This is a genomic window from Halomonas sp. DP5Y7-2, from assembly GCF_019802025.1.
GTDB classification, from domain to species: Bacteria; Pseudomonadota; Gammaproteobacteria; order Pseudomonadales; family Halomonadaceae; genus Halomonas; species Halomonas litopenaei_A.
The window spans coordinates 92,195-116,995 of the sequence record NZ_JAHVHY010000006.1 but is presented as its reverse complement, the minus strand read 5'-3'; the positions used below and the strand labels follow the sequence as shown (position 1 = coordinate 116,995).

Annotated in this window: 24 protein-coding genes; 7 read left to right on the top strand and 17 right to left on the bottom strand. The window is 62.1% G+C overall.

Going from position 1 to position 24,801, the window contains the following annotated elements:
• Position 1: 1 nt before the first annotated feature.
• The 3 genes from KUW18_RS12685 (at position 2) to bioA (ending at position 2,229) form a co-directional block, all read left to right on the top strand.
• Positions 2-271 (top strand): HPr family phosphocarrier protein, encoded by a 270-nt coding sequence (locus tag KUW18_RS12685; RefSeq protein ID WP_222163229.1) that lies wholly within the window; start codon positions 2-4, stop codon positions 269-271.
• A 63-nt stretch (positions 272-334) separates the two neighbouring features.
• Positions 335-859: a hypothetical protein gene (locus tag KUW18_RS12680; protein WP_206937188.1), complete on the top strand. Its 525-nt coding sequence runs from the start codon at positions 335-337 to the stop codon at positions 857-859.
• Between the two features lie 95 nt (positions 860-954).
• Positions 955-2,229, top strand: a complete 1,275-nt coding sequence (bioA, locus tag KUW18_RS12675) for an adenosylmethionine--8-amino-7-oxononanoate transaminase (RefSeq protein ID WP_222486640.1) — start codon at positions 955-957, stop codon at positions 2,227-2,229.
• 27 nt (positions 2,230-2,256) lie between these two features.
• Here bioA and KUW18_RS12670 read toward each other — a convergent pair whose 3' ends face one another.
• The 4 genes from KUW18_RS12670 to KUW18_RS12655 are packed head-to-tail and all read right to left on the bottom strand — an operon-like array spanning position 2,257 to position 5,477.
• Complete coding sequence (locus KUW18_RS12670; RefSeq protein WP_222561688.1) at positions 2,257-3,684, bottom strand: 4Fe-4S binding protein; 1,428 nt, start codon at positions 3,682-3,684, stop codon at positions 2,257-2,259.
• Between the two features lie 2 nt (positions 3,685-3,686).
• The gene (locus tag KUW18_RS12665) at positions 3,687-4,526 is read right to left on the bottom strand and encodes an FTR1 family protein (protein ID WP_222561569.1); all 840 of its coding nucleotides are present in this window, start codon (positions 4,524-4,526) and stop codon (positions 3,687-3,689) included.
• Positions 4,523-4,921, bottom strand: coding sequence for a cupredoxin domain-containing protein (locus KUW18_RS12660; RefSeq protein WP_224852041.1), 399 nt, complete (start codon positions 4,919-4,921; stop codon positions 4,523-4,525). The genes KUW18_RS12665 and KUW18_RS12660 overlap by 4 nt, the downstream gene beginning before the upstream one ends.
• Positions 4,922-4,937: 16 nt before the next feature.
• Positions 4,938-5,477 (bottom strand): iron transporter, encoded by a 540-nt coding sequence (locus KUW18_RS12655; protein ID WP_222238123.1) that lies wholly within the window; start codon positions 5,475-5,477, stop codon positions 4,938-4,940.
• A gap of 201 nt (positions 5,478-5,678) precedes the next feature.
• Here KUW18_RS12655 and KUW18_RS12650 point away from each other — a divergent pair, with 201 nt between their 5' ends.
• Positions 5,679-5,984, top strand: a complete 306-nt coding sequence (locus tag KUW18_RS12650; RefSeq protein WP_206937177.1) for a helix-turn-helix domain-containing protein — start codon at positions 5,679-5,681, stop codon at positions 5,982-5,984.
• An 81-nt stretch (positions 5,985-6,065) separates the two neighbouring features.
• Positions 6,066-6,971: a cation diffusion facilitator family transporter gene (locus KUW18_RS12645; protein WP_222561568.1), complete on the top strand. Its 906-nt coding sequence runs from the start codon at positions 6,066-6,068 to the stop codon at positions 6,969-6,971.
• A 57-nt stretch (positions 6,972-7,028) separates the two neighbouring features.
• Here the strand turns inward: KUW18_RS12645 and KUW18_RS12640 are convergent, their stop codons facing one another.
• The 9 genes from KUW18_RS12640 to KUW18_RS12600 all read right to left on the bottom strand — a co-directional run bounded on the left by KUW18_RS12640 (position 7,029) and on the right by KUW18_RS12600 (position 17,294).
• Positions 7,029-7,622: a GNAT family N-acetyltransferase gene (locus KUW18_RS12640; protein ID WP_222561567.1), complete on the bottom strand. Its 594-nt coding sequence runs from the start codon at positions 7,620-7,622 to the stop codon at positions 7,029-7,031.
• Positions 7,619-8,404: a diguanylate cyclase gene (locus tag KUW18_RS12635; RefSeq protein ID WP_222238121.1), complete on the bottom strand. Its 786-nt coding sequence runs from the start codon at positions 8,402-8,404 to the stop codon at positions 7,619-7,621. Before KUW18_RS12635 ends, KUW18_RS12640 begins: the two co-directional genes overlap by 4 nt.
• On the bottom strand, positions 8,401-8,793 hold the full coding sequence (gene siaC, locus KUW18_RS12630; protein WP_261315926.1) for a biofilm regulation phosphoprotein SiaC: 393 nt from the start codon (positions 8,791-8,793) through the stop codon (positions 8,401-8,403). The genes KUW18_RS12635 and siaC overlap by 4 nt, the downstream gene beginning before the upstream one ends.
• Positions 8,794-8,808: 15 nt before the next feature.
• Complete coding sequence (gene siaB, locus KUW18_RS12625) at positions 8,809-9,339, bottom strand: biofilm regulation protein kinase SiaB (RefSeq protein ID WP_222561566.1); 531 nt, start codon at positions 9,337-9,339, stop codon at positions 8,809-8,811.
• The gene (siaA, locus tag KUW18_RS12620) at positions 9,327-11,387 is read right to left on the bottom strand and encodes a biofilm regulation protein phosphatase SiaA (RefSeq protein ID WP_222561565.1); all 2,061 of its coding nucleotides are present in this window, start codon (positions 11,385-11,387) and stop codon (positions 9,327-9,329) included. The genes siaB and siaA overlap by 13 nt, the downstream gene beginning before the upstream one ends.
• Positions 11,388-11,698: 311 nt before the next feature.
• Entirely contained in the window at positions 11,699-13,510 is a 1,812-nt protein-coding gene (locus KUW18_RS12615) for an acyl-CoA dehydrogenase C-terminal domain-containing protein (protein ID WP_222486633.1), read from the bottom strand.
• 309 nt (positions 13,511-13,819) lie between these two features.
• Positions 13,820-14,587: an SDR family NAD(P)-dependent oxidoreductase gene (locus KUW18_RS12610; RefSeq protein WP_222162984.1), complete on the bottom strand. Its 768-nt coding sequence runs from the start codon at positions 14,585-14,587 to the stop codon at positions 13,820-13,822.
• 84 nt (positions 14,588-14,671) lie between these two features.
• Positions 14,672-16,324: an AMP-binding protein gene (locus KUW18_RS12605; RefSeq protein WP_222238118.1), complete on the bottom strand. Its 1,653-nt coding sequence runs from the start codon at positions 16,322-16,324 to the stop codon at positions 14,672-14,674.
• A 403-nt stretch (positions 16,325-16,727) separates the two neighbouring features.
• Entirely contained in the window at positions 16,728-17,294 is a 567-nt protein-coding gene (locus KUW18_RS12600) for a TetR/AcrR family transcriptional regulator (RefSeq protein ID WP_222485577.1), read from the bottom strand.
• A 235-nt stretch (positions 17,295-17,529) separates the two neighbouring features.
• Between KUW18_RS12600 and KUW18_RS12595 the strand changes: the two genes are divergently transcribed.
• Positions 17,530-18,714, top strand: a complete 1,185-nt coding sequence (locus KUW18_RS12595) for an acetyl-CoA C-acyltransferase (RefSeq protein ID WP_222238116.1) — start codon at positions 17,530-17,532, stop codon at positions 18,712-18,714.
• A gap of 124 nt (positions 18,715-18,838) precedes the next feature.
• Positions 18,839-20,008, top strand: coding sequence for an MFS transporter (locus tag KUW18_RS12590; RefSeq protein ID WP_222561564.1), 1,170 nt, complete (start codon positions 18,839-18,841; stop codon positions 20,006-20,008).
• Between the two features lie 328 nt (positions 20,009-20,336).
• Here the strand turns inward: KUW18_RS12590 and pstB are convergent, their stop codons facing one another.
• The 4 genes from pstB to KUW18_RS12570 form a co-directional block, all read right to left on the bottom strand.
• The gene (pstB, locus tag KUW18_RS12585; protein WP_222561687.1) at positions 20,337-21,146 is read right to left on the bottom strand and encodes a phosphate ABC transporter ATP-binding protein PstB; all 810 of its coding nucleotides are present in this window, start codon (positions 21,144-21,146) and stop codon (positions 20,337-20,339) included.
• A 63-nt stretch (positions 21,147-21,209) separates the two neighbouring features.
• Positions 21,210-22,376 (bottom strand): phosphate ABC transporter permease PstA, encoded by a 1,167-nt coding sequence (gene pstA / locus KUW18_RS12580; RefSeq protein WP_222162979.1) that lies wholly within the window; start codon positions 22,374-22,376, stop codon positions 21,210-21,212.
• A 17-nt stretch (positions 22,377-22,393) separates the two neighbouring features.
• Entirely contained in the window at positions 22,394-23,650 is a 1,257-nt protein-coding gene (pstC, locus tag KUW18_RS12575; protein WP_206937123.1) for a phosphate ABC transporter permease subunit PstC, read from the bottom strand.
• A gap of 107 nt (positions 23,651-23,757) precedes the next feature.
• Positions 23,758-24,771, bottom strand: coding sequence for a PstS family phosphate ABC transporter substrate-binding protein (locus tag KUW18_RS12570; RefSeq protein ID WP_222162978.1), 1,014 nt, complete (start codon positions 24,769-24,771; stop codon positions 23,758-23,760).
• Positions 24,772-24,801: the final 30 nt, after the last annotated feature.

The window sequence follows — 24,801 nt, the reverse complement described above, 5'->3', positions numbered from 1 at the left end:
CGTGGCCAGACGCGAACTGACCCTTACCAACCGCCGCGGGCTGCACGCTCGGGCGGCCACTCGCCTGGTCACCTGCTGTCAGGCGTTCGACGCCTCCGTGACCGTGCACCACGGTCAGCGCTGTGGGGATGCCGCCAACATCATGTCCCTGCTGATGCTGGCAGCCCCCTGCGGCACCGTGCTGACCCTGGAAGCAGAAGGTCCCGACGCCGATGCGGTGCTCGACGCCCTTGAGGCCTTGTTCGTCGCACGCTTCGACGAAGACGCCTAAGGCCCTCGGCCACTACGCTGACCCTGCCCTACCCTCCGATTTCGCCTCGCTTCAAAGGACATCATGCAGCTTATCCAGACTGGCAAGTACACCGAGGTCCACTACGACCCGGACCAGGATGCCTTTATCAAGACCTTCACACCCAAGGCGAGCGATCGCTGGCGCTACCGCCTGGGCATTCGCCGCTACCCGGGACACAACTTTCGCTACGTAGCCCGTCGCCTGGAGCGCCTGGGAATCGACACGCCCACCATTCTTGACGCTCAGCGCTACCGTCTGGTCACCGCCAACGTCCATGGTGTGGCGCTGAAACAGCTGGTACTCGATGATCCCGCCTTGCAGGAGCGCTACCTGGACATCCTGGAAGCGCTGTATCGTGACCGCATTCACTGTCGAGGCCTGCATACCGACAACTTCCTGGTGGTCGACGGTACGATCATCGCCATCGATCTGGATGCCTACAAGGCCCCGCGCGTCTTCACCTATCCACGCCGGGAGTTCATCGACTGCCTCAGCCGGTCCCTCAAGAACGAGGAGTCCTTTCTGTTCGAGCGTTTCCTCAAGCGCGTCGACGCCCAGCATCCCTGAATAGCCTGACGGAGCCTACCCGGCTGGTGGGAGCCGCGGGAGCAATGGTAAACTCGCCGAAATATTTTTGGTTTACTAAACCCTCAGGAGCCGAGATGCCCTCTCCCGTCTGGCACCCCTACGCCCATCTCAAGACACAAGCCGCCGCCCCCAGGGTGGTCGGCGGGCGCGGCACCCGCTTCACCCTGGACACCGGCGAATCTCTGCTCGACGCGACCTGCTCATGGTGGTGCATGATTCATGGCTACGGTCATCCGCGCCTGGTCGACGCCATCAAGCAACAGGCCGACACACTGTGCCATGTCATGCTGGGCGGGCTGACCCACGATCCCGCCGATCAGCTGGCGCGGGAGCTGGTGCGACTCACACCCGACGGACTCGAGCACGTGTTCTTCTCCGATAGCGGTTCCGTCGGCATGGAAGTCGCCATGAAGATGGCCGTCCAGTACCACCATCTGCGTGGCCATACGGGCAAGCGCCGGATGCTGTCATTGATGAAGGCTTACCACGGTGACACCGCCGGCTGCATGGCAGTGTGCGACCCGGAGGAAGGCATGCACTCGCTGTTTGCCGGCTACCTGCCCGAACACCACTTCGCGCCGGCACCCAAGGCGCCTTACGGCGCCACTGCGCAACAGGTCGAGGCAGATCTGGCGGCGCTACGCAGCGTGCTTGAGCAGCACCACCACGAGATAGCCGCCCTGCTGATGGAACCCCTGCTGCAGGCGGCGGGTGGTCTCAACATGACGTCACCGCACTATCTGCGCGGCGCACGAGCGCTATGTGACGAGTTTGATGTCCTGCTGGTGTTCGATGAAGTCGCCACCGGCTTTGGCCGCACCGGCAAGATGTTCGCCGCCGACCATGCCGATATCACGCCTGACATCATGGTACTGTCCAAAGGCTTGACCGGCGGCTACCTGGGCCATGCCGCCACCCTGGCCACCACCCGCGTCCATGACACCTTCATCGGTGACAGCCAGCTGCATGCCTTCATGCATGGCCCCACCTTCATGGGCAACCCGCTGGCCTGTCGGGTCGCGCTGGAGAGCCTGCGAGTGTTCGAGGAGGAGAACTACCTGGGCAAGATCTCGCACCTCAATGCCATCCTGACCCGTGAGCTTGCCGGCGACGACAGTCTGCGCCAGCATCCTGCTGTCGCTGACGTGCGCGTGCTGGGAGCTACCGGAGTCATCGAAGTGCACGATGCCTCCGCTCTTGCCCATGCGGCAGACATCGCCCGCTCACGCGGAGTGTGGCTGCGTTCCTTCGGCCGATGGCTTTATACCATGCCCGCCTACATCACCTCCGACGAAGAGATGCGCCAGATCATCGACGCCATGAAGGCGCCCTTCCTGGATGCCGCCTAGCCCTGTCGCACCCCAGCGATAACGGCATCACCAGCCCCAGAACAGCAACCACCAGGCGCCCACCGCGGGCGCCTGGGCCAGCACCATCAGCCCCATGGCCAGGCCACGCCGCATGCCTGATACGTAACGCCCGAGCAGGCCCCAGCTCAAGCAAGCGCTGACCACCACCACAAGCATCAACAGCAGCGCTCTCACATCATCGGCCCACAGCAGCTGCCAGCCTTCCCCACGCAGCAGCGTCAGGGTGGTCATCGACAGCCCCAGAAACACACCTCCGCCGGCCAGAGGAATCAGCCCATAGGACAGGTGCCACAGGCGCCGCCAGGACCACCTGCCCAGCAGCAGATTGGCCAACCCCAGCAGCGCGCTTGTCCAGCCTCCCAGGGTCAGCGCCGTCACGCCGATATAGCCCAACAGCAGAGCGCCATCGAGCAGGCTGAACACATCGTGTTGCTCAGGGTAGTGGGTCAGCAGCCACCAGGGTGCCGTGGCATCCAGCAGCCAGCCCGCACCATGACCGTAGAGCCACACCGCGCTCGATTGCTTGGCCGCCACGAACCAGGGACTCGCAGACCAGTGGAAGGCACCCACCGCCACACCCAGCAGTCCAAACACCACCAGCAGGTACTCCCACACGGTGGCCGGCCGCTGGGGAGGGGGAGCAATCACCTCAGCCCCAGGGGCACGCAGCTTTAGATGAATCGCGCCCTTGTAGCCGGTGCAGCGTGAGCACAGATGGCAATCACTGGCGCTGTCCAGCTGCTTGAGTGGAAGCAGCACGGGACAGTCTGGAGCCGGTTGGCGAGCGACCTCGCCCCTGCGCCGTCTTTGGCCATAGCGGTGCCAGCTGGCTGGCTCGGTGCGAACGTGCAGTGGCGAGAGTTTGGCAAGCAGTGCGAAGACGCCACTGACGGGACACAGATGACGACACCAGACACGCTTGCCCTTGCCGTAGACCACCCCCACCAGGGCGGCGGCTACGGTTGAGCCTCCCAGCACCAGCAGTGCCGCCTTCGGGTACTGATAGACACTGATCAATTGGCCATACACGGTGGTCATGACAAAACCCACCAAGGGCCAGCCTCCCCAGCGCATCCAGCGCGGTATCGCACGCCCCAGACCCACGCGACTGGCCGCCTCCGATATCGCCCCTTCAGGGCACAGCAGGCCACACCACAGCCGCCCCGCAACGACCATGCTGACCATCACGAAGGGCCACCAGATACCCCAGAACACGAATTCGGCGAACACGGTAAGGTGTCCCAGGATGCGGGACTGGTAGTCGGGCAGCGGCAACAGGGGGGGTATCAGCAGCAACACTGCGTAGAACAGCACGACGCTCCATTGCAGCCCCAGCACCGCTCGACGATGATCGGCGAGCCAATGTCCTAGCTGATCCAGGCGCGAGCGCTCATCGTCGCCGCGCTTGACTGATGCGGACAGACAGCGACGCATGCTCACGATGCCACCCGATCTCTGCTCTGCCTACGCAGGGGAACATGCAGGTACATGATGACCAGCCACCAATATGCGATGTAGCCCAACACCAGGGTGGAGGGCGGCCAGGCCCGATAGCCAGCGATGGAGGCTAACATCCCCCCTACTCCCTGACCGTCGTCCAGCCACTGACTGGTATCCCAGAGCGGATCCATGCCAGCGGGCAACCAGCCCAGATTGATCAACCCTTCCAGCGCCGACACCCAAAGACCGGCCGCCACCAGCAGCAACAATGCTTCGCTGATCACAAAATAGAGGCGCCAGGCAAAGCGCCGCGACGTCCATTGCAATGCCCAGAAACATAGCGCTGCCATCACCAGCCCCAGGCCGGCGGACAGGACAAAGTCCCAGCGCGTGCCCTGATGCCATTGCGCGACACCGATGCCATAGAGAAATACCAGTGTCTCGGCGCCTTCCCGGGCAACCGCCAGCGCCGCCAGGCTGGCGATACCCCACTGACGGACCGGTGCCAGGCAGCGCTGGGCGTCGCGCTCAAGTACCCCCTTGAGCGTCGCGCCATGGCGCCGCATCCACGCCGCCATATGCACGATCAGAAGCGCCGCCACGGCCGACATGATCACCTGAAACAGCGTTTGGGCGTCTCCGCTCAGCACGTCGCCGACGCCCATCAAGGCCGCGCCTAACGAGATGGCCAGCGCGATGCCCAGCATGGCTCCCGCCCACAGCCACCTCAGGGCATCACGGCGCTCGGCGCGAACCAGCCAGGTGTAGAGGACACCCAGCACCAGAATGGCTTCCATGCTTTCACGAAACACCACCACGAAGGCCGCTCCATTCATGGTGCAGCCTGCTCATCTGGGGCAACCGCGATGATTTCACCCTGCGCCTCAGGCAGGTGGAATTCATCGAAATACTCATAGCGACCAGGCTTGAGCGGATGAATGACCACAAAGGAGTGGACGCCAGGGCCCATCACCTTTTCCTGGCGCAAGCGACGACTTTCGAACTCGACCGGGGTGGCCCCGCTGTTGTGCAACTCCAGTTTGAACCGCTCCCCTGCCCTGACCAGCAACGGGGTAGGCTCGAGACGCCCGTCATCAAGCGTCAATCGATAGCTGGGCAGGCCCTCGGCAAGGCCCTCTCCCGCAACGGCCCACAGCGACATCAGCGACAGGGCCACCAACGGCCCTCTGACGAGGGCTTCCCCCAACGGTGAACGACGTAACAACAGCATAATGTGAGTTCCCTTCTCAGTATCCGCCCTTCTTGCCGACGCCGGCATAGACGAAGTCATACTCGACGTCGAAGGGCGCATACCAGGGCGCGACCCCGGTCTCCTTGTCCACGTGGCGCATCAACTCCGGGGCTTCCACGTGAAAGGTCAGGTGATAGGCTCCCGCGCCATCCAGTGCCACATTGCTGCCATAATGAGTGCCGTCACTGGCAATCATCGGCATCAGTGATCCCTCCATCACGCTGTCGCTACCTTCCTTCTGCAGGCGATAGTCGATATGCAGAAAAGGGATCCATGCCCCGGGAGCAAAGCCATTGGCGTTATCTTCCAGGGCGTGAATATCCGCTTCGAGGTGAATATCGGCATCCCCGGCAACCAGCGCACCGGCCGGCTCCATGACGACTGGCTGCAGATACACCGCCGCCACCTCCATGCCGTTGATCAGGGCTGGCTCTCCGATGGGATACTCGAGCGCTGAGGCGGACGAACAGACGGCAGCGAAAGCGACAGCCGCGACGAGGGAACAGGCTCGGGCAGGGAGAGCAAGTGGGGACATGACGAACCTCAAGGCGTAGATGACAGGGATGGCTCGCCTCGGGACCTTCATTTACGAATGATTATCCCTTGGCGCCGTGCCACTGTACGTCGGGCCCTGTCGTCAACTACTGACGTGCGTCAAACTAGACGTGACGACTTGCACCACACCTACGATTGGGTAACGCTTACTCACCTTTAAGTGATATCAGGCAGACACTCCATGGCGACTCTGAGCAAGACCCGCACCAGCTTCTATCGTCGGCTATATGTCGCCCACCTCATCGCCAGCGGCGTCGATACGGTTCCCGCCATCACGACAGCGACCGGCATGCCACGTCGCACCGCTCAGGACACCCTGTCCGCACTGGAAGAGCTGGACATCGAATGCCACTTCGAGCATGAACAAGGCAAACCCCACAATATCGGCCATTACCGCATCGTCGACTGGGGCCCCATCGACGCGACCTGGCTGGCCTCACACGCCGAGCGGCTGCGCCAGACGCTCGGCTACCCTGCAATGAGCTGACCCACCCCCCTTTGTAGCCGGCGTCATCCTGGCACTCCTCTTACGTTCTTGACCCAGTCTTACTTGACGGTACTTCACATCATGGATGCCAGACTTGAGCAGCGGGCGCTGACCCTCTCGATCATCACGACCCTCGGTGTGGCCCTGCTTGGGGTCATCTTTGGCCTCCTGGCCGGCTCACAAGCGATCTTGTTCGACGGGGTCTTCTCGACCATCGACGCCGCCATGTCGACCTTGGCCCTGGCGGTGTCACGGCTGGTCATGCGTGAAGCGACACAGCGCTTCCAGCATGGCTTCTGGCACTTTGAGCCCATGGTCGCTGCGCTGAATGGCGCGATTCTGCTGCTACTTTGTTTTTATGCGTTTCTCAACGCCCTACGCGAGCTGCTCAGCGGGGGACACGCCCTGGCCTTCGGGGCGGCGACGCTTTACGCCGTGGCGGTACTGGTCATCTGCAGCACCATGGCCATCTACCTGAAGAGGATCAATCGCCGGGCGAAATCGGAATTTCTGCGTATTGATCAAAAGAACTGGCTGATGGCGGCACTGATCACCGGGGCGCTGCTGGTCGCCTTCGTGATCGCGTTGTTGCTGGAGGGCACCACGCTGGACCACTGGACGCCCTACGTCGACTCCGCCTTACTGGTGGTGCTGACCCTGGTCTTCATCCCGGTACCGATCGGTATCATCCGTCGTGCCGCCAAGGACATTTTCCTGATGGCTCCCAGCGCGATCGATCGTGAAGTCCACGCCGCCATGGCCGAGGTCATGCAGCGAGAAGGGCTTAGCCACTACTACAGCCATGTGGCGAAGAGTGGCCGAGGCCACCGCATTGAAATCCATATTGTCACCGCGCCCCACTTTGCCAGCGGGCGCGGTATGGTCGAGATGGACGAGATTCGCGAGGATATCTCGCGCCGACTCAGCATTCCGCCGGAGCGACGCTGGTTTATCGTGGCCTTTACCGCTGAGGAGCGCTGGGCATAGCGCTTCATCATGCTCTGAGCCAGCGTGAAAGCTGGGTGGCATGCCCATGCCACCCTCCTACCTCGCCAGGGTAGGACCCTCTGGGATCCTATCGACGGCCAGCATGGCGTAGACCACGTGGGAAAGGGGGCGGCCTCGAACCCATTCGCAGTCATGCAAGACACCTTCTTGCCTGAACCCGAGTCGCTCGGGGATGGCACGGCTGCGAGTGTTATATTCGGCACAGCGTATTTCGAGGCGATGCAGCGCCAGTTCATTGAAGCCGTAGGCCACCAACGCAGACACACTCGCTGCCATGCGCCCGGCGCCTTGCCTGTCGTGCCGCAGCCAGTAACCCATCGTCGCCCAGCGGTGACCCTCGACAATCCGATTGAAGCCGACCACCCCGATCAGTTCGCTGCCGCCACCTTCAGTGCCTTCCATCAGGGCGAAATGACGGGCGATGCCCAGTCGTCGCTCGGCCATGGCTGCAGTGACAAAGACCTCACAATCCGTGGGGGATACGGTCGTATCCACCCAGGGCAGCCATGGGCCAAGTGAGTCACGGCTGGCTTCCACCGCCTGCCAGATACCGTCACCGTGGACCGCCGCCAGCGGCTCTAGCCACAGCTGGCTGGAGACGGGCAGAGATGCCAGCGACGGACGGCTCATGGTGCCGCCTGCCAGCGGTCGCGACCGCTGCGCTTTGCCTCCAGCAGCGCCTGATCCGCGCGGTTCATGGTCTGCTCGTAGGTTTCGTCACCCCGGTGCTCGGCGGCACCGATACTCACCGTCACGGTCAGATCGCTGCCCTCGATCAGGCGGGTTTCCTTGAGGTTGCCGCGCAGCCGCTCAAACAGAGGTTCTGCCGCCCACAAGGAAGCACCAGGCAGGGCCAGCAGAAACTCCTCCCCGCCCCAGCGACCGACAATGTCGCCGCCGCGCAGGGTGTCGCTCAGCACCCGCGCCACCGTCAGCAGGGCCTGGTCCCCCACATCGTGGCCGTGGTCATCATTGAAACGTTTGAAATGATCGATATCGACCATGGCCAAGGTGAACGGCCTCTGCTGACGCCGATTGGCCGCCATCAACCGTCGCAGCTCAGTATGCAGACCACGACGATTGGGAATCTTGGTCAGTGGGTCCAGCATCACCTCACTTTCCAGGGTCTGGTTACGCTCGAACAGCAGCTCCTGATAGCCATCAGCGATGCGCGACAGCTTGCGCTGGCGCCGCTGCTGGCGCTCGAGCCGCCGCTCGGCGGTGGTAAGATCCGACTTCACACCCCGCTGAAAGCCATCTGAGATGGCGGCCATGCGCTCCAGCCGCTCGAGCTGATCGGTGTGCCGCAGGTACAGCGCCTCAAGCGGCGCGCGCAGAGGGTTTTCTGCGTACTCCGGTGACGCCAGCATTTCCTCGATGTCGCGAAGCAGCTGACGATCCCTTTCCGTCATGGAGTCACTTCCTCGATCGGGGTGATCGCGAACGGAAAACTGCAATCTTCCTTGAACTCTTCGGCAAGCTCGGCGATGCGTTCATTTCGCATATCGTAGCGCCAGTCGACGCTGCACGCGGTGCCTTCCTGATGCGCTTCTTCCATCAGGTCAAAGATATCCATCATGGCCTTGACCGAACTGGTGTTGAGATACACCAGGTCGAGCTGTACGCACAGCGGTTTATCGCCGGAACGCAGATAGGCATCCACCCAGCTCAAGACGCTGCTGTAGAGCTCGAAGGTGTTTTCCGGATACGAATCGCCGCGCATCGTCAGGCGCCCGGCTTCCCAGTCAGAGCGGATGTCTGGTGTCGACTGGGTTCCGTCAATCGCGAGGTCGTTAATCATGGTGATGACTTTCCGTCAAATGGTAGCGGTAATGCAGAAGAAACTTTGCTGGTCCGACATCGGCTTGAGCGTGGACTTGAGCGGCTGACAGGACTTGCGCGCCATGTCGATCAGCCCCAGGCCTGCACCCCGGGAGCCCTCTTCCCGAGGCTTCCTCAGCTGCTGCTTGTAGACCCGCTTCAACTCACTCGCGTCCAGGCCGCTCAGCTCGCCGACGGTAGCCATCAAGCGCTCACCATCGGCATGCTCGACCACGTTGCCCGCGGACACCTGATAGTGCCCTTCTGGACTGCGCGCAACGGCCACCGTGGCCGTCGCCCGATGGTCGTCGTAGCCCATGGCGGTAGCGTAGTGGCTGATATTCTGCGTCATCTCGATGTAGGTCGAGAAGACGTCCATCGCCGCCGACGGCTCTGCCGACTCACTGTTCAGATAATTGCGAATGGCCTTGCCGATTTCTTCGATCAGGCTATGAGAAATCGGGCCATTGAAGCTAAGCAGGACGCGCTGCTGGTCGAACTGCTCACGTAGCGTCAAGAGGTCCATGGGGTGTCCTCATCAAGACCATGGGAGATGTGGGTGGTCGCCTCAGCTGACGGCTCTGATGTGGTGGCAACAGGCTGGAAGCACAGCAATGTGATGTCGTCACGCTGGCGCTGGTCGCCCTGGAAGTGCTCGAGCTCTTGCAGGAATGCCGCCACCTGAGCGCTTGGCGTCAGCGCAGCGTGAGTCATCAGCATGGCCTCGAAGCGACGCTTGCCAAAGCCGAAGCCGTCCTTGCCCCCCGCCTGATCCAGAAAACCGTCACTGCACAGGGTACAGGACCAGCCAGGGGCAACTTCCAACGTTTGATTACGATATTCACCTGGACGCTTGTAAGCCAGTGCGCGGCGCCCTCCCGCCAATACCTGAAGCTGGCTGCCGTCGGTCACATAGAGATCCAACTTGGCACCGGCATAGGTCAACCGTCGCTCATCGGCCTCTACCCATACCAGACCCACATCCATATGGGGGGTAACGGCCTCGGACTCGGTCTCGCCAAGCAAGGTACGCCGTATACGACGGTCCATCTCTGTCAGGATCGCCGCCGGGTCCTCTGGCCCGACCTGATTCACGGAGTTGTCGAAGGCCGCACGTGCCAGCATGGTCATCAACGCCCCAGGAACCCCGTGACCCGCGCAGTCGATGACGCCCAGCAGGTAGCCGTGGCCCGCATTGCGGAAGACGAAGATATCGCCGCCCACGGCATCCCGTGGATTCCACAGCACGCCATGATGGAGTCCGGCGCACTGGGTCAGGTCACGGCGGGGAAGTATCGCTTGCTGCAGGGCTCTGGCGCACTCCAGCGAATCATCGATCTGGCGCTTGGCCTCGCTCATCTGATGATTGGCGCTCTCCAATGCCGCCGTGCGGTGTCGGATTCGCTCCTCAAGCTCATCGGTATGCGCCATGACCTGATCCGCCATGCGCTGGAAGTCCCGGGACAGATCGCCGATCTCGTCGCCCCTGTCGCTGTCCAGCTCGACATCGTACTGGCCTCTTGCCAGCGCCTGAGCAGAGCGGCTGAGGCGCTGCACCGGACCCACGATCAGACGCTGCAGGGTGAACACGACCGCCACCAGCATGATGGCAAGACCCGACAGCAGCGCCACCAGCAACGGCATCAGCCAACGCTTTTCCAGCAGTTGCATAGCGTAGGGGTCTATCGCCGAGACCAGCCACCAGTCCAGTTCCGGCAGGTAGCTGACCGCCACTTCCCTTTCATCACCGCCCCAGACCAGGGTGCTGTTGATGACATCCTCATCACCGTCTCGAGCTTGGGTAAGCATCTGCTGCAACGCATCGGCGTCTTCTACCAAGGGTGACAACGTCTTCATTTCACCCGCATCACGGCTAAGGTCCGTGGCCTGGAAGTCGCCTCCCTCGGCGGTCGCCATCACCTGCCCCTGCTGGTCAAGCACGTAGGAAGACACACCCTGTGACTGGTCGTCGAAGCTGCTGGCCAGCAGGTGCTGGAAATTCAGACCTCCACCCACCATACCGAGCGGCTGGTCAACACCATCCACGCGGACGTTGACCCACACCCGGGTGGTATTCAGCGCTCGACTGTAAGCCACCTGGACACCAAATGGCGCGCCGCTGTCCATGGCACGGAAGTACCAGGCATCTTCGTCGCTGTCGGCGTCGAGGCTATAGCGCGGGTCGCGACTCTCCTCGAGCCTGCCGTCGTTGTAGTAGAGCTGCCCTGTCTGATGGTGCACGACGTAGTAGTCATCCCCATCAAACTGCTGGCGAAACCCCTCGGCCTCACGGAAAAAGCGAGCCTTCAGTTCCTGGTTATCGATATCTGCCAGCCACTCGCGGGTGACCGCCATGTCGCCAAAGCGCTTGGCCAACGCCAGCTCGCGGGACAGCGGCGTGAGCATGCGCTGCAGGTGCAAGCGGCTGTACTGTTCGGCATAACGCTGAACGAAGTGACGTTCCAGATCCTGCAGCGCGTGCATGCCTATCCAGACCATGGGCACCAACGCCATGAGAAACGACAACAGCGGCACCAGCAGAGACTTGACGCGCAAGCCCAGATGACGACTCATCAGAACTCCTTGGAGGGGCAAAGAAGACAACAGCGTGAGCCCTGGGCTTCACTGGAGGTAACATTCACTTGCTGCGCATCATGCCATGAAACCCCTATGTCCGCTAATGAACGCGCTCATCAGTGTAGTCTGATATTTATGAATTTACTGATATCAAATAACTCACATACCGATGCAGGCGCTGGCCAGCCGATCGACAACATATAAAAAAAGCGGCGAGCCAGGCTCGCCGCCAACGATCAGTCACCTGACCGAGAGAGCTCGATTGACCGACCTCAGCGACGACACGCAGAGGCCGGTACGGTTCACGACTACCGCTCGAAGCCCAGACCAAAGGCCCCTTCATCCAATCCCATCAGGCTCTCTGCACCTGACTGCATCTGCGCGGCGTGGGCTCTGGTGCGCGGCAACAGGCGCTCGAAGTAGAAACGGGCGGTATGGATCTTGGCCTCGTAGAAGGCCGCATCGGTTGGCGACTGTGCCAGCGCCTGGCGGGATGCCTTCACCGCTTTGGCGAACAGATAGGCCAGGGTGACGTAGCCGGAATACATCAGGTAGTCCACCGACGCCGCGCCGACTTCCTCCCGATCATTGATCGCCTTCATCCCGATCGCCATGGTCAGTTCGCCCCACTGACTGTTCAACTTAGCCAGAGGAGCAACAAAGGCGGCCATGTCCTCGTTGTCTGCTTCCGCCTTGCAGAACAGATGGATCTCCTTGGTGAACACCTTCAGGCTTTCGCCCTGGTTCATCAGCACCTTGCGTCCAAGCAGATCGAGGGCCTGGATGCCAGTGGTGCCCTCGTAGAGACGGGTAATCCTGGCGTCACGCACCAGTTGCTCCATCCCCCACTCGTGAATGAAACCGTGTCCACCGAAGACCTGTACGCCTTCATTGGTTGCCTCGAAGCCTAGCTCGGTCAGAAATGCCTTGACGATGGGCGTCAGTAACCCCAACAGCGTTTCGGCGCGCTCCCGTTCTTCCCCAGCCGGCGTCTGTTCGACCACATCGATCAGCTGAGCGGTATACAGCACCAGCATCCGACCGCCTTCTGCGATGGCTTTCTGGGTCAACAGCATGCGCCGCACGTCGGGATGCACAATGATCGGATCCGCGGCCTTCTCCGGCGCCTTGGGCCCCGATAGCGCGCGCATCTGCAGCCGGTCACGGGCATAGCTCAGCGCGTTCTGGAAGCTGGCCTCGGCCAGGCCCAGCCCCTGAATGCCCACCCCGATCCGAGCCGCATTCATCATCGTGAACATGCAGGCGAGTCCCTTGTTGGGAGCTCCGATCAGGTAACCCGTGGCGCCATCGAAATTCATGACGCAGGTGGCATTGCCGTGAATCCCCATCTTGTGTTCCAACGAACCGCAGGTCACGCCATTGCGCTGACCGGGCTCACCCTCGGCATCGGGCAGAAACTTGGGGACGAGGAACAGCGAGATGCCTTTGGAACCCTCCGGCGCATCCGGCAACTTAGCCAGCACCAGGTGCACGATGTTGTCGGAAAGATCGTGGTCGCCCGCAGAAATGAAGATCTTGGTGCCACTGATGCGGTAGCCGCCCTGCTCGTCCGGCGTAGCCTTGGTCTTGATCAGGCCAAGGTCTGTGCCGCAATGGGGCTCTGTCAGGCACATGGTGCCCGTCCAGCTGCCCTCCACCAGTTTGGTCAGATAGACCCGCTGTTGCTCCGGCGTGCCGTGATGGCGCAGCGCATCTGCTGCACCGTGAGACAAGCCGGGATACATGCCCCAGGAGAGGTTGGCTGCACAGATCATTTCCGACAACAGCATCGACAGAGACGGCGGCAAGCCCTGGCCACCATGCTCGGGCTCTGCGGCCAACCCGGGCCAGCCGCCATCGACGTACTGACGATAGGCGTCACGAAAGCCGTCGGGGGCCTTTACATCGCCGTCTTGCAGACGGCAGCCTTGCTTGTCTCCGCTCTGATTCAACGGCAGCAACACTTCACGCGCAAAGCGCGCTCCCTCGTCCAGAATGGCAGACACCACGTCTGGCGAAACGTCGTCGCCAGCGGGCAAGCGGGCGTAATGAGCCGGATAGTCGAACAGCTCATCCATCACGAAGCGCATGTCGCGCAGCGGTGCCTGATAATCTGGCATGGGTCACTCCTGTCGATCCGAGGCGATGCCCGTGCCACCATGGCTCATCGGGCTTTCAAACATGTGTTTGAAAATAGCGGCGCAACCGACCACAAGTCAAGCGTTCGTTTGAACCCTTGGCATCCCAGAGACACTGAGTGTCGATGGCACGATCGTCCCTGGCACCATGGTCAGCCATGCCTTGATCACCCGTCCTGTCGTCGGTCGTAATGCCACCACAGGCATCTTGGTCACTGACGCTACGCCATCACCCTGTGGGTGACAGCCGACGAGACGGCCGTCGCCCGCGCCTCGCCGGCACACTGCGCATTACTGCATGCGAATACCGCCATCCAGGCGAATGACCTCGCCATTGAGCATGCTGTTGGTGATGATCTGCTCGGCCAGCCGGGCGAACTCATCCGGCTTGCCCAGCCGCTTGGGAAACGGCACGGCTTGCGACAGCGCTGCGACGGCGTCCTCAGGGATATCGGCCATCATCGGCGTCTCGAATACCCCTGGGGCAATCGCCATTACCCGCACCCCATGGCGTGACAATTCCCTGGCGGCGGGCAGACTCATGCCGACCACCCCTGCCTTGGACGCACTGTAGGCACACTGCCCTACCTGGCCGTCAAAAGCGGCCACGGACGCGGTATTGATAATGACACCCCGCTCACCGTCCTGACCCGGGCTGTTGTGTACCATCGTCGCCGCGGCCAGGCGCATCACGTTGAAGGTCCCCACAAGATTGATCTGGATGGTCCGGGCATAGGCCTCCAGGTCGGCAGGATGGCCATGGCGATCCACCAGCTTGGCCACGCTGACCACGCCGGCGCAGTGGATGACGCCGTCGACCCCCTCGCGCTCGCCATGCTGACGTGCCGCATCGAACACCGCCTGCATGTCGTCTGCTGAGGTGACGTCGGCGTGCATGGCGATAGCGCCCTTACCCAGGTCCTTGGCCTGCTGGTCGATCTTGTCGCTGAGGTCGCACAGCACCACCTGGGCTCCGGCTGCCACCAGTCTCTTGGCACAGGCGGCACCAAGCCCGGAGCCAGCGCCGGTGATCACAAAGGTGGCATCGTTGATATCCATGAAGTGTTCTCTCTCTTTACCAGACGTGCTTGACAACACACGCCACGAGGGCTCCCTCGGGGCGTCAGAAGATGGCGCCAGGCGTCACGCCTTGGCGGCAGCATCGGCCCTCAACTTGAAACGCTGAATCTTGCCACTGGGGGTCTTGGGTAGTTCATCGACGAACTCGATCACCCTTGGAAAGGCGTGGGTCGACAGGCGCTCTCTGACCTGCTGGCGGATATCCTCGGCAAGCTCATCACTGGCCTCGAAGCCCTCCCGGAGCACCACGTAGGACTTGATGATTTCCCCACGAATATCATCGGGTTGCCCCACCGCAGCCGACTCCGCCACGGCAGGATGGGTCAATACCGAGTTTTCCACATCGGTCGGGCCTACCCGATAACCTGCGGTAGTGATGATGTCGTCATCTCTTCCGGCAAACTGAAAACTGCCGTCGTCGTTGCGGATGACCACATCTCCCGTCAAGTAGTAGCCCTCGGCAAACGGATGCTTTTCCTGCCAGGTATAGCCGGGAAAGAAATGCGCCGGCGACCTCGCCACGTCGACGGCAAGCACACCGGGCTCGCCCGGCGGCAGCTCGTTATATTCCGCATCAAGAATCACCAGGCGATAGCCCGGCATTGGCACGCCCATGCCGCCGACATGCTTGGGATGGTCGAGACAATGATGGTTGTTGCAGGTCATGCCCGTTTCGGTCTGGCCATAGTGATCCATCACCGCGCAGCCCAGCGCCCTTTCGACCCAGTTGACCACTTCGGTATTCAGCGGCTCCCCGGCGGAACTCGCCGCCCGCAACGACAGTGTCTCGTGTGCCTGATCAAAGAGCCCGGACGCCTTCATCAAACGATAGGCGGTAGGAGCGGCGGCAAAGTTGGTGATGTCATGGCGCTGCATGAAGGCCAGTGCGCCTTCGGCACTGAAGCCGGCCTCGCAAAAATGCGTGGTCACGCCCAACAGCAAGGGTCCGGTGATCGCGTAATAGAGGCCATAGGCCCAGCCGGGATCTGCCATGTTCCAGAAGCGATCCTCCCCACGCAGGTCGACGGCCAGCTCCATATACAGCGCAAAGGCGGGCATTGCGGAGAGCGGCACGGCAACCCCCTTGGGCTTGCCGACCGTGCCTGACGTAAACATCTGCAGAAACGGCTGCTCAGGGCCAAGGCGCGGTGGCGTAGCCGACGATGGCTCACTGGACAGGGCGTGATCCCAGTCGAGATCCTGCGGATGTGCCTCGCTGGCGCCACCCAGCGCCAGCACCGAGGGACAGGACGCCAGACCGTCAAACTTGTGACGATTGGCGCCATCGGTGATGACCAGCTTGGTATCGGCTCGCCCAAGACGGTAGTCGACGGCATCCGGGCCAAATGCCGTAAACAATGGCTGATACACGGCCCCCAGCCGCCAACTCGCCAATACTGCGATCAACAGCTGGGGCGAGCGCGGCAGCATGCAGGCGATACGGTCCCCTGCTGCCAGCCCCTGGGCCGACATCCACGCGGCGAGACGTGCGCTCAGGCTATCCAGTTCGCGATAGCTCAGGCGTGTAACGGCCCCATCCGGTGCTTCGTGCACCAACGCCAGCACCTCGCCACGGCCCTGCGCTACATGACGCCCACAGCAGGCATAGTAAGCGTTGAGGCAGCCGTCACCATGATCGTCCAAGCGGTCAATCACCTGCTGTATATCAAACGTCTCGCGATAGGACTCGGCCGATGGGAGTGTGGCATGGCTCATGACGTGCCTCTTACGTTGTGTTTGTTGGAGAGCGCTGCCCCGGCCCAAGCATTCCGTTGACGTAAGCGTAAACCTAGCAAGCGCTAGGGTGAAAACTAGATCCTTCGTACAGGAGTGACAAGCACAACCGGAATAGACCATCGTCTAGCCTGACACCGCCGCCAGGTCATCAGCGCCGCTGCAGACAGGATTCAGGGGGAAACTCATGCCAACGCAAGAAGGGAGATGAACAAAGGCAATGCGAGTGAACAGAAGGGAGTCACCCAGAGGCGCTCATTGAGAGGAGCTCACGGAGTGCGGACCAATGAGATGAACTCATTGGGTGGGGATCACTGGAGAGGGAGCCTATCGCCTGAGCCCCCTGCCCCGGGATAGCGCCGCCAGGACGCGGTAAAGGTGGCGCTCAGGTCCGGCGGGTCAGCATATTGACCAATTCATCGGCCAGTTGCTCTGGGCTGCGCGGACCGTCCGGATCGTACCAGCGCACGGTCCAGTTCAGCGCCCCCAGCACAAAACGCGCGACCAGCGCTCGATCACCGGCCACCAGACCGGCTTCGATGGCCTCGTCGATGACGTCGTTCCACAGCCCCTCGTAGGCGTCCCTCAGGTGGGTCAGATGATCCCGCGCAGCGTCGTCCAGGCGTCGCCATTCGTAGAGCGCGACGACGTGGGCGTTGCGATCGGTCAACAGCGTATCCAGATGGGCACGCGCCATGACATGCAGCCGGGACAAGGGGTCTGAGCCTGCGTCGTCGAGGGCCGCGCGAGCCAGCGTCAAGGCATTCTGCGTCCCCTCTTCGATGACAGCGGCCAGAATTTCCTGCTTGTCCCTGAAGTGATGGAACAGGCTACCCGACTTGATACCCATTTCCTGAGCCAGCATGCGCACGGTCGTGCGATCGAAGCCTTCCTGGACAAACAGCTGGGCAGCGAGGCGGATCAGCTCCTTGCGGCGAGGCGAGTCATTCATTACATTCATCGACAGTTACACTAGCGCTTGCTTGGTTTTGATGAGGGAAGCATAGCGCACCCTCAGGGTCAACGCCGACTGATCCTGTCAACGCCAGGGACCCGCAAGCGCATCTCGCCGGGCTGGGCCACACTGAAGGTCTTCCGCAGGCGCCAGCTCGCGATAGCCAACAACCACAATACCGCCATGGCCGGTCCTTAACGGGCCAGGCCATCAAGGTCACAGGAGGCACGCCATGCACCCGACCGACATCGTCTTTCTTGCCGCCGCCCGCACGCCCATGGGCGGCATGCTCGGTTCTCTTTCCAGCAAGACTGCTCCAGAACTGGCCGCCTGCGCGATCGCCGCGGCTATCGAACGAGCCGCCATCCCCCCCGACGCCATTGAAGAAGGCATCTTTGGCTGCGTTCTGCCGGCGGGCGTCAAGCAAGGGCCAGCGCGTCAGGCCATGCGTCAGGCAGGCATTCCCGACCAGCGCGGCGCCACCACGATCAACAAGCTATGTGGTTCCGGCATGAAGGCCACCATGCTGGCCCACGACCTGATCAAGGCCGGCACGGCCGAGGTGATGCTGGCCGGAGGCATGGAGTCCATGTCCAACGCACCTCATGTCTTGACGAAGGCGCGCAGCGGCTATCGCCTTGGCCATGGCGAACTCAAGGATCACATGTTCCTGGATGGGCTCGAGGACGCCGAGACCGGTCGCCTGATGGGCGGGTTTGCCCAGGACGTGGCCAATGAGCGCGGCTATGACCGGGAACGCATGGACGATTTCGCGATCGCCTCTCTTGAGCGCGCCATGCAGGCCACCAAGGCTGGACACCTGATCGCCGAGATGGCCCCGGTGACCATCACCAGCCGCCAGGGCGATAGTCTGGTCGAGCAGGACGAACAACCCTTCCAGGCTCGCCTCGACAAGATCCGCTCCCTGCGACCGGCCTTTGCCAAGGACGGCACCATTACCGCCGCCAATGCCAGCTCCATCTCCGATGGCGCCTCTGCGCTGATCCTGTCGACTCGGGCGGCGGCCGATCGACTCGGCGCTGTGCCGTTGGCTCGCATGGTGGGACACAGCACCCACTCACGTCATCCGAGCGAGTTCACCATCGCCCCGGTCGGGGCCATCGACAGCCTGATGAAGAAGCTTGACTGGAAGGTCGACGATGTTGACCTGTTCGAGATCAACGAAGCCTTTGCGGTGGTCACGCTGATGGCCATGGATGACCTCGGGCTCCCCCACGACAAGGTCAACGTCTTCGGTGGCGCCTGCGCCCAGGGCCACCCGGTGGGCTCTACCGGCTCCCGGATTATTGCTACCCTGATCCATGCCCTGCGCACCAAGGGCGGCAAACGCGGTATCGCCAGCCTGTGCATCGGCGGCGGCGAAGCGACGGCCGTCGCGGTAGAGCTGATCGACTGATACCGCCTCACCCACTGAAACGAGGCGGTCATGCGTGCCCATGTGTGTGGCCCGTCATTCATCGACATAGGCCCGAGGCGCCGCTGGTGCTTTCGGCCTATGCCTCCCCTCACAGGAACCATGGATGGACCGCTCTCGACTCGCCCTGCCACTGATCGTACTGGCCCAGTGGTGTGGCACCTCGCTCTGGTTCAGCGTCAACGGCGTTGCCGCATCCCTTCGCGATGACCTGGGCTTGCAGGAAGCCGACATCGGTCTGCTCACTCTCGCCGTCCAACTCGGCTTCATCGTGGGCACCTTGGTCATCGCTGGCTCCGGTCTAGCGGACCGCCATCGAGCCAGCCGTATCTTTCTCTGTTCGAGCCTGGCGGGGGCCGCCATCAACCTGGCGTTCGTCCTCGCGGCCTCGAGCCCTGCCCTCGCCGTCGCCTTGCGCTTTGCCACCGGACTTTGCCTCGCCGGCATCTACCCGCTGGGCATGAAGCTGGTCATCGGCTGGACCCCAAAGCACACCGGCGCAGCGCTGGCCTGGCTGGTCGGCATGTTGACCCTGGGCACGGCCATGCCGCATCTACTGCGAGGTGCGACCCTTGACCTTCCCTGGGCCTGGACCCTGGCGCTGGCGTCTCTGCTGGCGGTCCTTGGCGGGCTTGCTGTCGGCCTGCTGGGGGATGGCTCCCACCTACCGCACACCTCTGGACGGGCGTCGCTGCGCGACGGGCTGGCGGCCTTTCGTGACCGCCAGTTCCTGCGTGTGGCCGGGGGCTACTTTGGTCATTGCTGGGAGCTCTACGCCTTCTGGATGCTGGTGCCACTGCTGGTGAGCCGCGAGGTAACGCGACTTGCGGTGGCCAGCCACTGGACCCCCTGGCTCAGCTTTGCGGTGATCGCGGTGGGTGCCCTGGGCTGTATTGCCGCCGGTGCCTACAGCCGGCAGTACGGCAGTGCCAGGGCGGCCAATCTCGCCTTGGCCACCTCTGGCAGCCTGTGCCTGCTCTACCCCCTGCTGGCCAACGTCAACCCGGCCCTGCTCATGCTGTTGCTGATGCTGTGGGGGTTCAGCGTCATTGCGGACTCGGCGCAATTTTCTTCACTGGCCTCGAGTGCCGCCCCCAAAGAACGTATTGGTGCCACCCTGTCTGTGATGAATGCCATCGGCTTCAGTTTGACACTGCCAGGCATCTGGCTTGGCGCCAGCCTGTGGCAGACCCTGGATGTGGCCGTGCTGTGGCTGTTGCTGCCTGGCCCGCTACTGGGTCTGCTGTGCATGCGAGGGGTCGCCAGACCTGCCTGACTGACGGTGCCTGACTGACGGTGCCTGACGGGCATGGCTGGTTACAGGAATGGCTGTCTACTGGCGTGGCTCTTCTCTACCGGCGTGGCTGTCTCGCCTCACTCGTGGCGCATGGCTTGAGCATCACCGTGCATGCCTTCCGACCGACATCACCGCGCACAACGATAGCGTAGAGCGTCACTGCGTCATGATCGCCTGAAACAATGAGGGAGGCCCCTGGGCCTCCCTCATGGATGTCATGGTCTGCTGACGCTTGTCTGTGCTTGATGACGTCTTCCCGGGTTCACGCGGGGTCGGTCAGTGCGCCAGAGCTACCATCATCACTGGTCTAGCCGTAGCGGCCGGTGATGTAGTCCTCGGCCTTCTTGGTATGCGGCGTCGAGAACATGGTCTTGGTGTCGTTGTACTCAACCACTTCACCCAGATGGAAGAACGCGGTGTAGTCCGCCACGCGTGCCGCCTGCTGCATGTTGTGGGTCACGGTGATGATAGTGAACTGCTGCTTCAGCTTGTCCATTAAGTCTTCGATGGTGGCAGTAGAGATCGGATCCAGTGCTGACGTCGGCTCATCCATGAGGATCACGTCAGGCTGCACGGCAATCGCCCGTGCAATACACAGACGCTGCTGCTGTCCACCGGACAGCGATGTCCCCGGCTGATGCAGCTTGTCCTTGACCTCTTCCCACAGGCCGGCGTCACGCAGCGCACGCTCGACAAGCTCATCCTGATCTGCCTTGCGGCTTACCAGGTCATGCATCTTGGGGGCGTAGACAATATTTTCGTAGATCGACTTGGGGAACGGGTTGGGCTTCTGAAAGACCATGCCGACCCTGCGACGCAAGGCGACTTCATCCATCTTCGACTCGTTCACGTCGCGACCGTCCATTTCGATCAGCCCCTTGATGCTTACACTGGGGATCAGATCGTTCATGCGGTTCAAGCAGCGCAGAAAAGTCGACTTGCCACAACCCGACGGCCCGATCAGCGCCGTCACGTTCTTCTGGTAGAGATCCATGTTGATCGACTTCAGCGCGTGGAAGTCGCCGTACCACAGGTCCAGGTCTCTCACCCGAACGCTCAACTCATGATTGGCGTCGTCGTTGCGAGTGACCGGCTGGCCGGGCTGATCCTGCTTCATCACGTTCTCTCCGCGCTGGGCAACTTTCATGTTCATGGCAACGTATCCTGTTTGGGGGCCGCTTTACCAGCGCCGCTCGAATTTCTTGCGCAGCACCACAGCGGTGGCGTTGAGCGTGATGAGAACCGCCAGCAGCACCAGAATGCCGCCCGAGGTCTTCTCGATAAAGGCACGATCCGGCTCACCCGCCCAGGTGAAGATCTGCGCCGGCAGCACGGTCGCTGCGTCGGTAAACGAAGTGGTCACATCTGGAATGAACGCCACCATGCCGACAATGATCAGCGGCGCCGTCTCCCCCATGGCCTGGGCCAGGCCGATGATCGAACCGGTCATGATGCCGGGCAGTGCCAGCGGCAGCACATGGTCACGCACCATCTGCCAGCGAGAGCATCCCACGCCAAAGGCGGCGTGGCGGATCGAGTCTGGCACGCTGCGCAGGGCGGTACGGGTAGCGATGATGATCACCGGCAGCGTCATCAATGCCAGGGTCAGGCCACCAATCACCGGAGACGAGCGTGGCACGCCAAAGAAGTTGATGAAGATGGCCAGGCCCAGCAGGCCAAACAGGATGGACGGGATCGCCGCCAGGTTGTTGATGTTGATCTCGATCAACTGGGTAAAGCGGTTGTCCGGGGCGAACTCTTCTAAGTACACCGCGGTCATGACGCCGATGGGGAATGCCACCGCCAGGGTGACCAGCAAGGTCAACACCGTGCCCATGGCCGCCGAGGCGATACCCGCCAGTTCAGGCATCTTGGAGTCACCGCTGGTGAAGAAGGTCGTGTTGAACGGAAGCTCCGCTCGGCCCTCTTCCTTCAAGCGATCGACCACCGCCTTCTCCTTGTCGCTGAGCCTGGCGTGGTGTCCCTTGAGATACTGGTCCACCTGGCCATCTGCCAGCACCCACTCCATGCGGGTCGTTCCCAGCAGGTCCGGATTGTCACGCATGCGCCCGGGGATCAGGCGCAGGTATCCACGGCTGACCAGCGGTCGAACGTCCTCATTGACCGCGGCCAGAGGTAGCTGGCTCGCCTGCTCGGAATAGTCCACTTCCACCTGGATCTTGGCCTGCTGGAAGGCGGGCAGCCCCTTGACCAGCATGTCGGCGAAGAACAGCACCAGGAACAGTGCCGCCAGGCCAAGTGCCCCCATGGAAATCCACTTCAGCCGAGCCGACTTGCGGTGGCGTGCGCGGAGCTGGGCGCTGATGTCGTCGAAGGATTGTCTCATTGCTTGGGCTCCACGGCTTACAGGTTGTTGACGCGATACTTTTCGCGGAAGCGACGAATCATGATCACCGACACCAGGTTAAGGCTCAGCGTCACGACGAACAGCACCAGGCCAAGGGCAAAGGCAGACAGCGTCTCGGCACTGGCGAATTCCTGGTCACCGGTCAGCGCGGCCACGATGCGCACGGTCACGGTCGTCATGTCCTCGAGGGGGTTGGCCGTCAGGTTCGGGCGCATGCCGGCGGCCATGACCACGATCATGGTTTCGCCCAGGGCGCGGGACACCGCCAGCAACGACGCCGAGATGATCCCGGGGAGTGCTGCCGGGACGACGATATCGCGGATCATTTCGCCCTTGGTCAGGCCAAGTGCCAGCGACCCTTCGCGCATGCTGTTGGGGACCGAGTTGATGACGTCATCCGACAGCGAGGAAATGAACGGAATGATCATGATGCCCATGACGATCCCCGGGGCCAGGGCGTTGTTGAACGACGCCTCTACACCGAAGAAGCCAGCAATCCCGACGATGATCGGCGCCACCGTAATGGCAGCGAAGAAGCCGTACACCACCGTGGGGATACCGGCCAGGACTTCCAGCACCGGCTTGGCAAAGGTACGCACCTTGGGCGGCGCATATTCAGCCATGTAGATGGCAGCCAGCAGGCCGATGGGAATCGCCACCAGCATGGCGATGAAGGTAATCATGAAGGTGCCGGCAAACAGCGGCACGGAACCAAACTGCGCGGCGCTGGCGCCTTCTTCTGCACGACCTGCCGCCGCCAGGAAGCTGGCGCCCGGATTCCAGGTCGTACCGGTAATGAAGTCCCAGAAGCTCTGCATCTGGAAGAAACGGATCGCCTCGAAGACGATCGACAAGAGGATCCCCAGGGTCGTGAAAATGGAGATCAGCGCGGCGCCGGCCAGAAAGAAGCGGATCACCCGCTCGATCGCCTGACGCGCGTGAAAGTCGGGACGCACCATGGCGACACCGATCACCAGACCGGCGCAGGCAACGACCAGACTACCTGCCAGCAACAGCAGCGGCGGAATCTCGGCGCCCACGAGCAGCATGACAAAGCTACCGACAGCGCCTACCGCCAGAGCCGGACCCGCCGTGGACATGACGGTGAACCAGCCGTACTGATCGGGCTGGGCGTACATGGAGGTGCCTGAAGCTCGGACCCTGGCCGCCTTGCCGCGGGCCAGGAAGTAGGCGATCAGACCGAGCAGAAGCAGCGAGCCGCTGAACATCGCCAGGAGTTGATTGGTCTGCATGGGTGTCTCTCGGAGTTATGTGCCAAAACGAGCGCATACTCGCTGGAACGTGTACCGGCCGACACCCTGTCGAGGATGCCGGCCGGCGTGATCGGGACCCGGGTCCCTTACTTCAGGTCGGCCAGCTCGAGGCTAGTCTGGCTCTCGACGGCGCTGCGAGCCTCTGCACGATCCGCCTCAGGGGCCGGAATCAAGCCAATACCCTTGAGGTAGCCGATGTCACCGACCATCTGCTCGCTCATGAAGGTGTTGGCGTATTCGTACATCGCCGGCACGTCATCGGCGTGCTGGTTCTTGATGTAGAAGAACAGCGAGCGCGACACCGGGTACTCACCGCTGCCGATGGCATCGGGGGTCGGTGCGACACCGTCGATGTTGGAGCCGATCAGGGTGTCGGCGTTCTCTTCCAGGAAGGAGTAGCCGAAGATGCCGAAGGCCGCTGTGTTCTCGGCCAGGCGCTGAACGATCAGGTTGTCGTTCTCGCCGGCGTCGATGAAGGCGCCATCAGCACGGATGTCGGTGTAGCCCTCACCACCGTAGGCGTCCATTTCCTCGGAGACCGCTTCCATTACCAGCTCAGCGAAGGCATCGCGAGTACCGGAGGTGGTGGGCGGACCGTAGACTGCGATCTCGCGATCCGGCAGGGACGGGTCGATCTCGCTCCACTTGGTATAGGGGTTGTCGACCAGCTCACCGTCGACCGGCACCTTGGCGGCCAGGGCCATGAACATCTGCTCACGAGTCACGTCCATGGCGTCATTCTGGGCGGACTGGGCGAAGGCGATGCCGTCATAGCCGATGAAGGCTTCGGTGATGTCGGTCACACCGTTGGCTTCACAGGTCTCGAACTCGGAGGTCTTCATGCGACGCGAGGCGTTGGTGATATCCGGGGTATCGTCACCCACGCCGGAGCAGAACAGCTTCAGACCACCACCGGAACCGGTGGATTCGATGACCGGCGTCGGGAAGTCGGTAGTCGCGCCGAACTCTTCTGCCACGTAGCTGGCGAACGGGTAGACAGTGCTGGAGCCCACGATGCGGACCTGGTCACGTGCCTGAGCGACACCCACCACGCCCATGACGGCAGCAGCGATAGCGGTGGTCTTGAGGATGCGATTCATGGAGAAGTCTCCTGATGATGAGATGGTCAA

Coding starts and splice junctions, on each gene's coding strand:
- KUW18_RS12660 (WP_224852041.1), bottom strand. CDS start 4,921: ATGCTGTTGTTACGTCGTTCACCGTTGGGGGAAGCCCTCGTCAGAGGG.
- KUW18_RS12610 (WP_222162984.1), bottom strand. CDS start 14,587: ATGGATATCAACGATGCCACCTTTGTGATCACCGGCGCTGGCTCCGGG.
- pstB (WP_222561687.1), bottom strand. CDS start 21,146: ATGAAGCAGGATCAGCCCGGCCAGCCGGTCACTCGCAACGACGACGCC.
- KUW18_RS12680 (WP_206937188.1), top strand. CDS start 335: ATGCAGCTTATCCAGACTGGCAAGTACACCGAGGTCCACTACGACCCG.
- KUW18_RS12570 (WP_222162978.1), bottom strand. CDS start 24,771: ATGAATCGCATCCTCAAGACCACCGCTATCGCTGCTGCCGTCATGGGC.
- KUW18_RS12595 (WP_222238116.1), top strand. CDS start 17,530: ATGCACCCGACCGACATCGTCTTTCTTGCCGCCGCCCGCACGCCCATG.
- KUW18_RS12655 (WP_222238123.1), bottom strand. CDS start 5,477: ATGTCCCCACTTGCTCTCCCTGCCCGAGCCTGTTCCCTCGTCGCGGCT.
- siaB (WP_222561566.1), bottom strand. CDS start 9,339: ATGGACCTCTTGACGCTACGTGAGCAGTTCGACCAGCAGCGCGTCCTG.
- KUW18_RS12590 (WP_222561564.1), top strand. CDS start 18,839: ATGGACCGCTCTCGACTCGCCCTGCCACTGATCGTACTGGCCCAGTGG.
- KUW18_RS12650 (WP_206937177.1), top strand. CDS start 5,679: ATGGCGACTCTGAGCAAGACCCGCACCAGCTTCTATCGTCGGCTATAT.
- KUW18_RS12640 (WP_222561567.1), bottom strand. CDS start 7,622: ATGAGCCGTCCGTCGCTGGCATCTCTGCCCGTCTCCAGCCAGCTGTGG.
- KUW18_RS12645 (WP_222561568.1), top strand. CDS start 6,066: ATGGATGCCAGACTTGAGCAGCGGGCGCTGACCCTCTCGATCATCACG.
- bioA (WP_222486640.1), top strand. CDS start 955: ATGCCCTCTCCCGTCTGGCACCCCTACGCCCATCTCAAGACACAAGCC.
- KUW18_RS12615 (WP_222486633.1), bottom strand. CDS start 13,510: ATGCCAGATTATCAGGCACCGCTGCGCGACATGCGCTTCGTGATGGAT.
- KUW18_RS12600 (WP_222485577.1), bottom strand. CDS start 17,294: ATGAATGACTCGCCTCGCCGCAAGGAGCTGATCCGCCTCGCTGCCCAG.
- pstC (WP_206937123.1), bottom strand. CDS start 23,650: ATGCAGACCAATCAACTCCTGGCGATGTTCAGCGGCTCGCTGCTTCTG.
- siaA (WP_222561565.1), bottom strand. CDS start 11,387: ATGAGTCGTCATCTGGGCTTGCGCGTCAAGTCTCTGCTGGTGCCGCTG.
- KUW18_RS12635 (WP_222238121.1), bottom strand. CDS start 8,404: ATGACGGAAAGGGATCGTCAGCTGCTTCGCGACATCGAGGAAATGCTG.
- KUW18_RS12670 (WP_222561688.1), bottom strand. CDS start 3,684: ATGCGTCGCTGTCTGTCCGCATCAGTCAAGCGCGGCGACGATGAGCGC.
- siaC (WP_261315926.1), bottom strand. CDS start 8,793: ATGATTAACGACCTCGCGATTGACGGAACCCAGTCGACACCAGACATC.
- KUW18_RS12605 (WP_222238118.1), bottom strand. CDS start 16,324: ATGAGCCATGCCACACTCCCATCGGCCGAGTCCTATCGCGAGACGTTT.
- KUW18_RS12665 (WP_222561569.1), bottom strand. CDS start 4,526: ATGAATGGAGCGGCCTTCGTGGTGGTGTTTCGTGAAAGCATGGAAGCC.
- pstA (WP_222162979.1), bottom strand. CDS start 22,376: ATGAGACAATCCTTCGACGACATCAGCGCCCAGCTCCGCGCACGCCAC.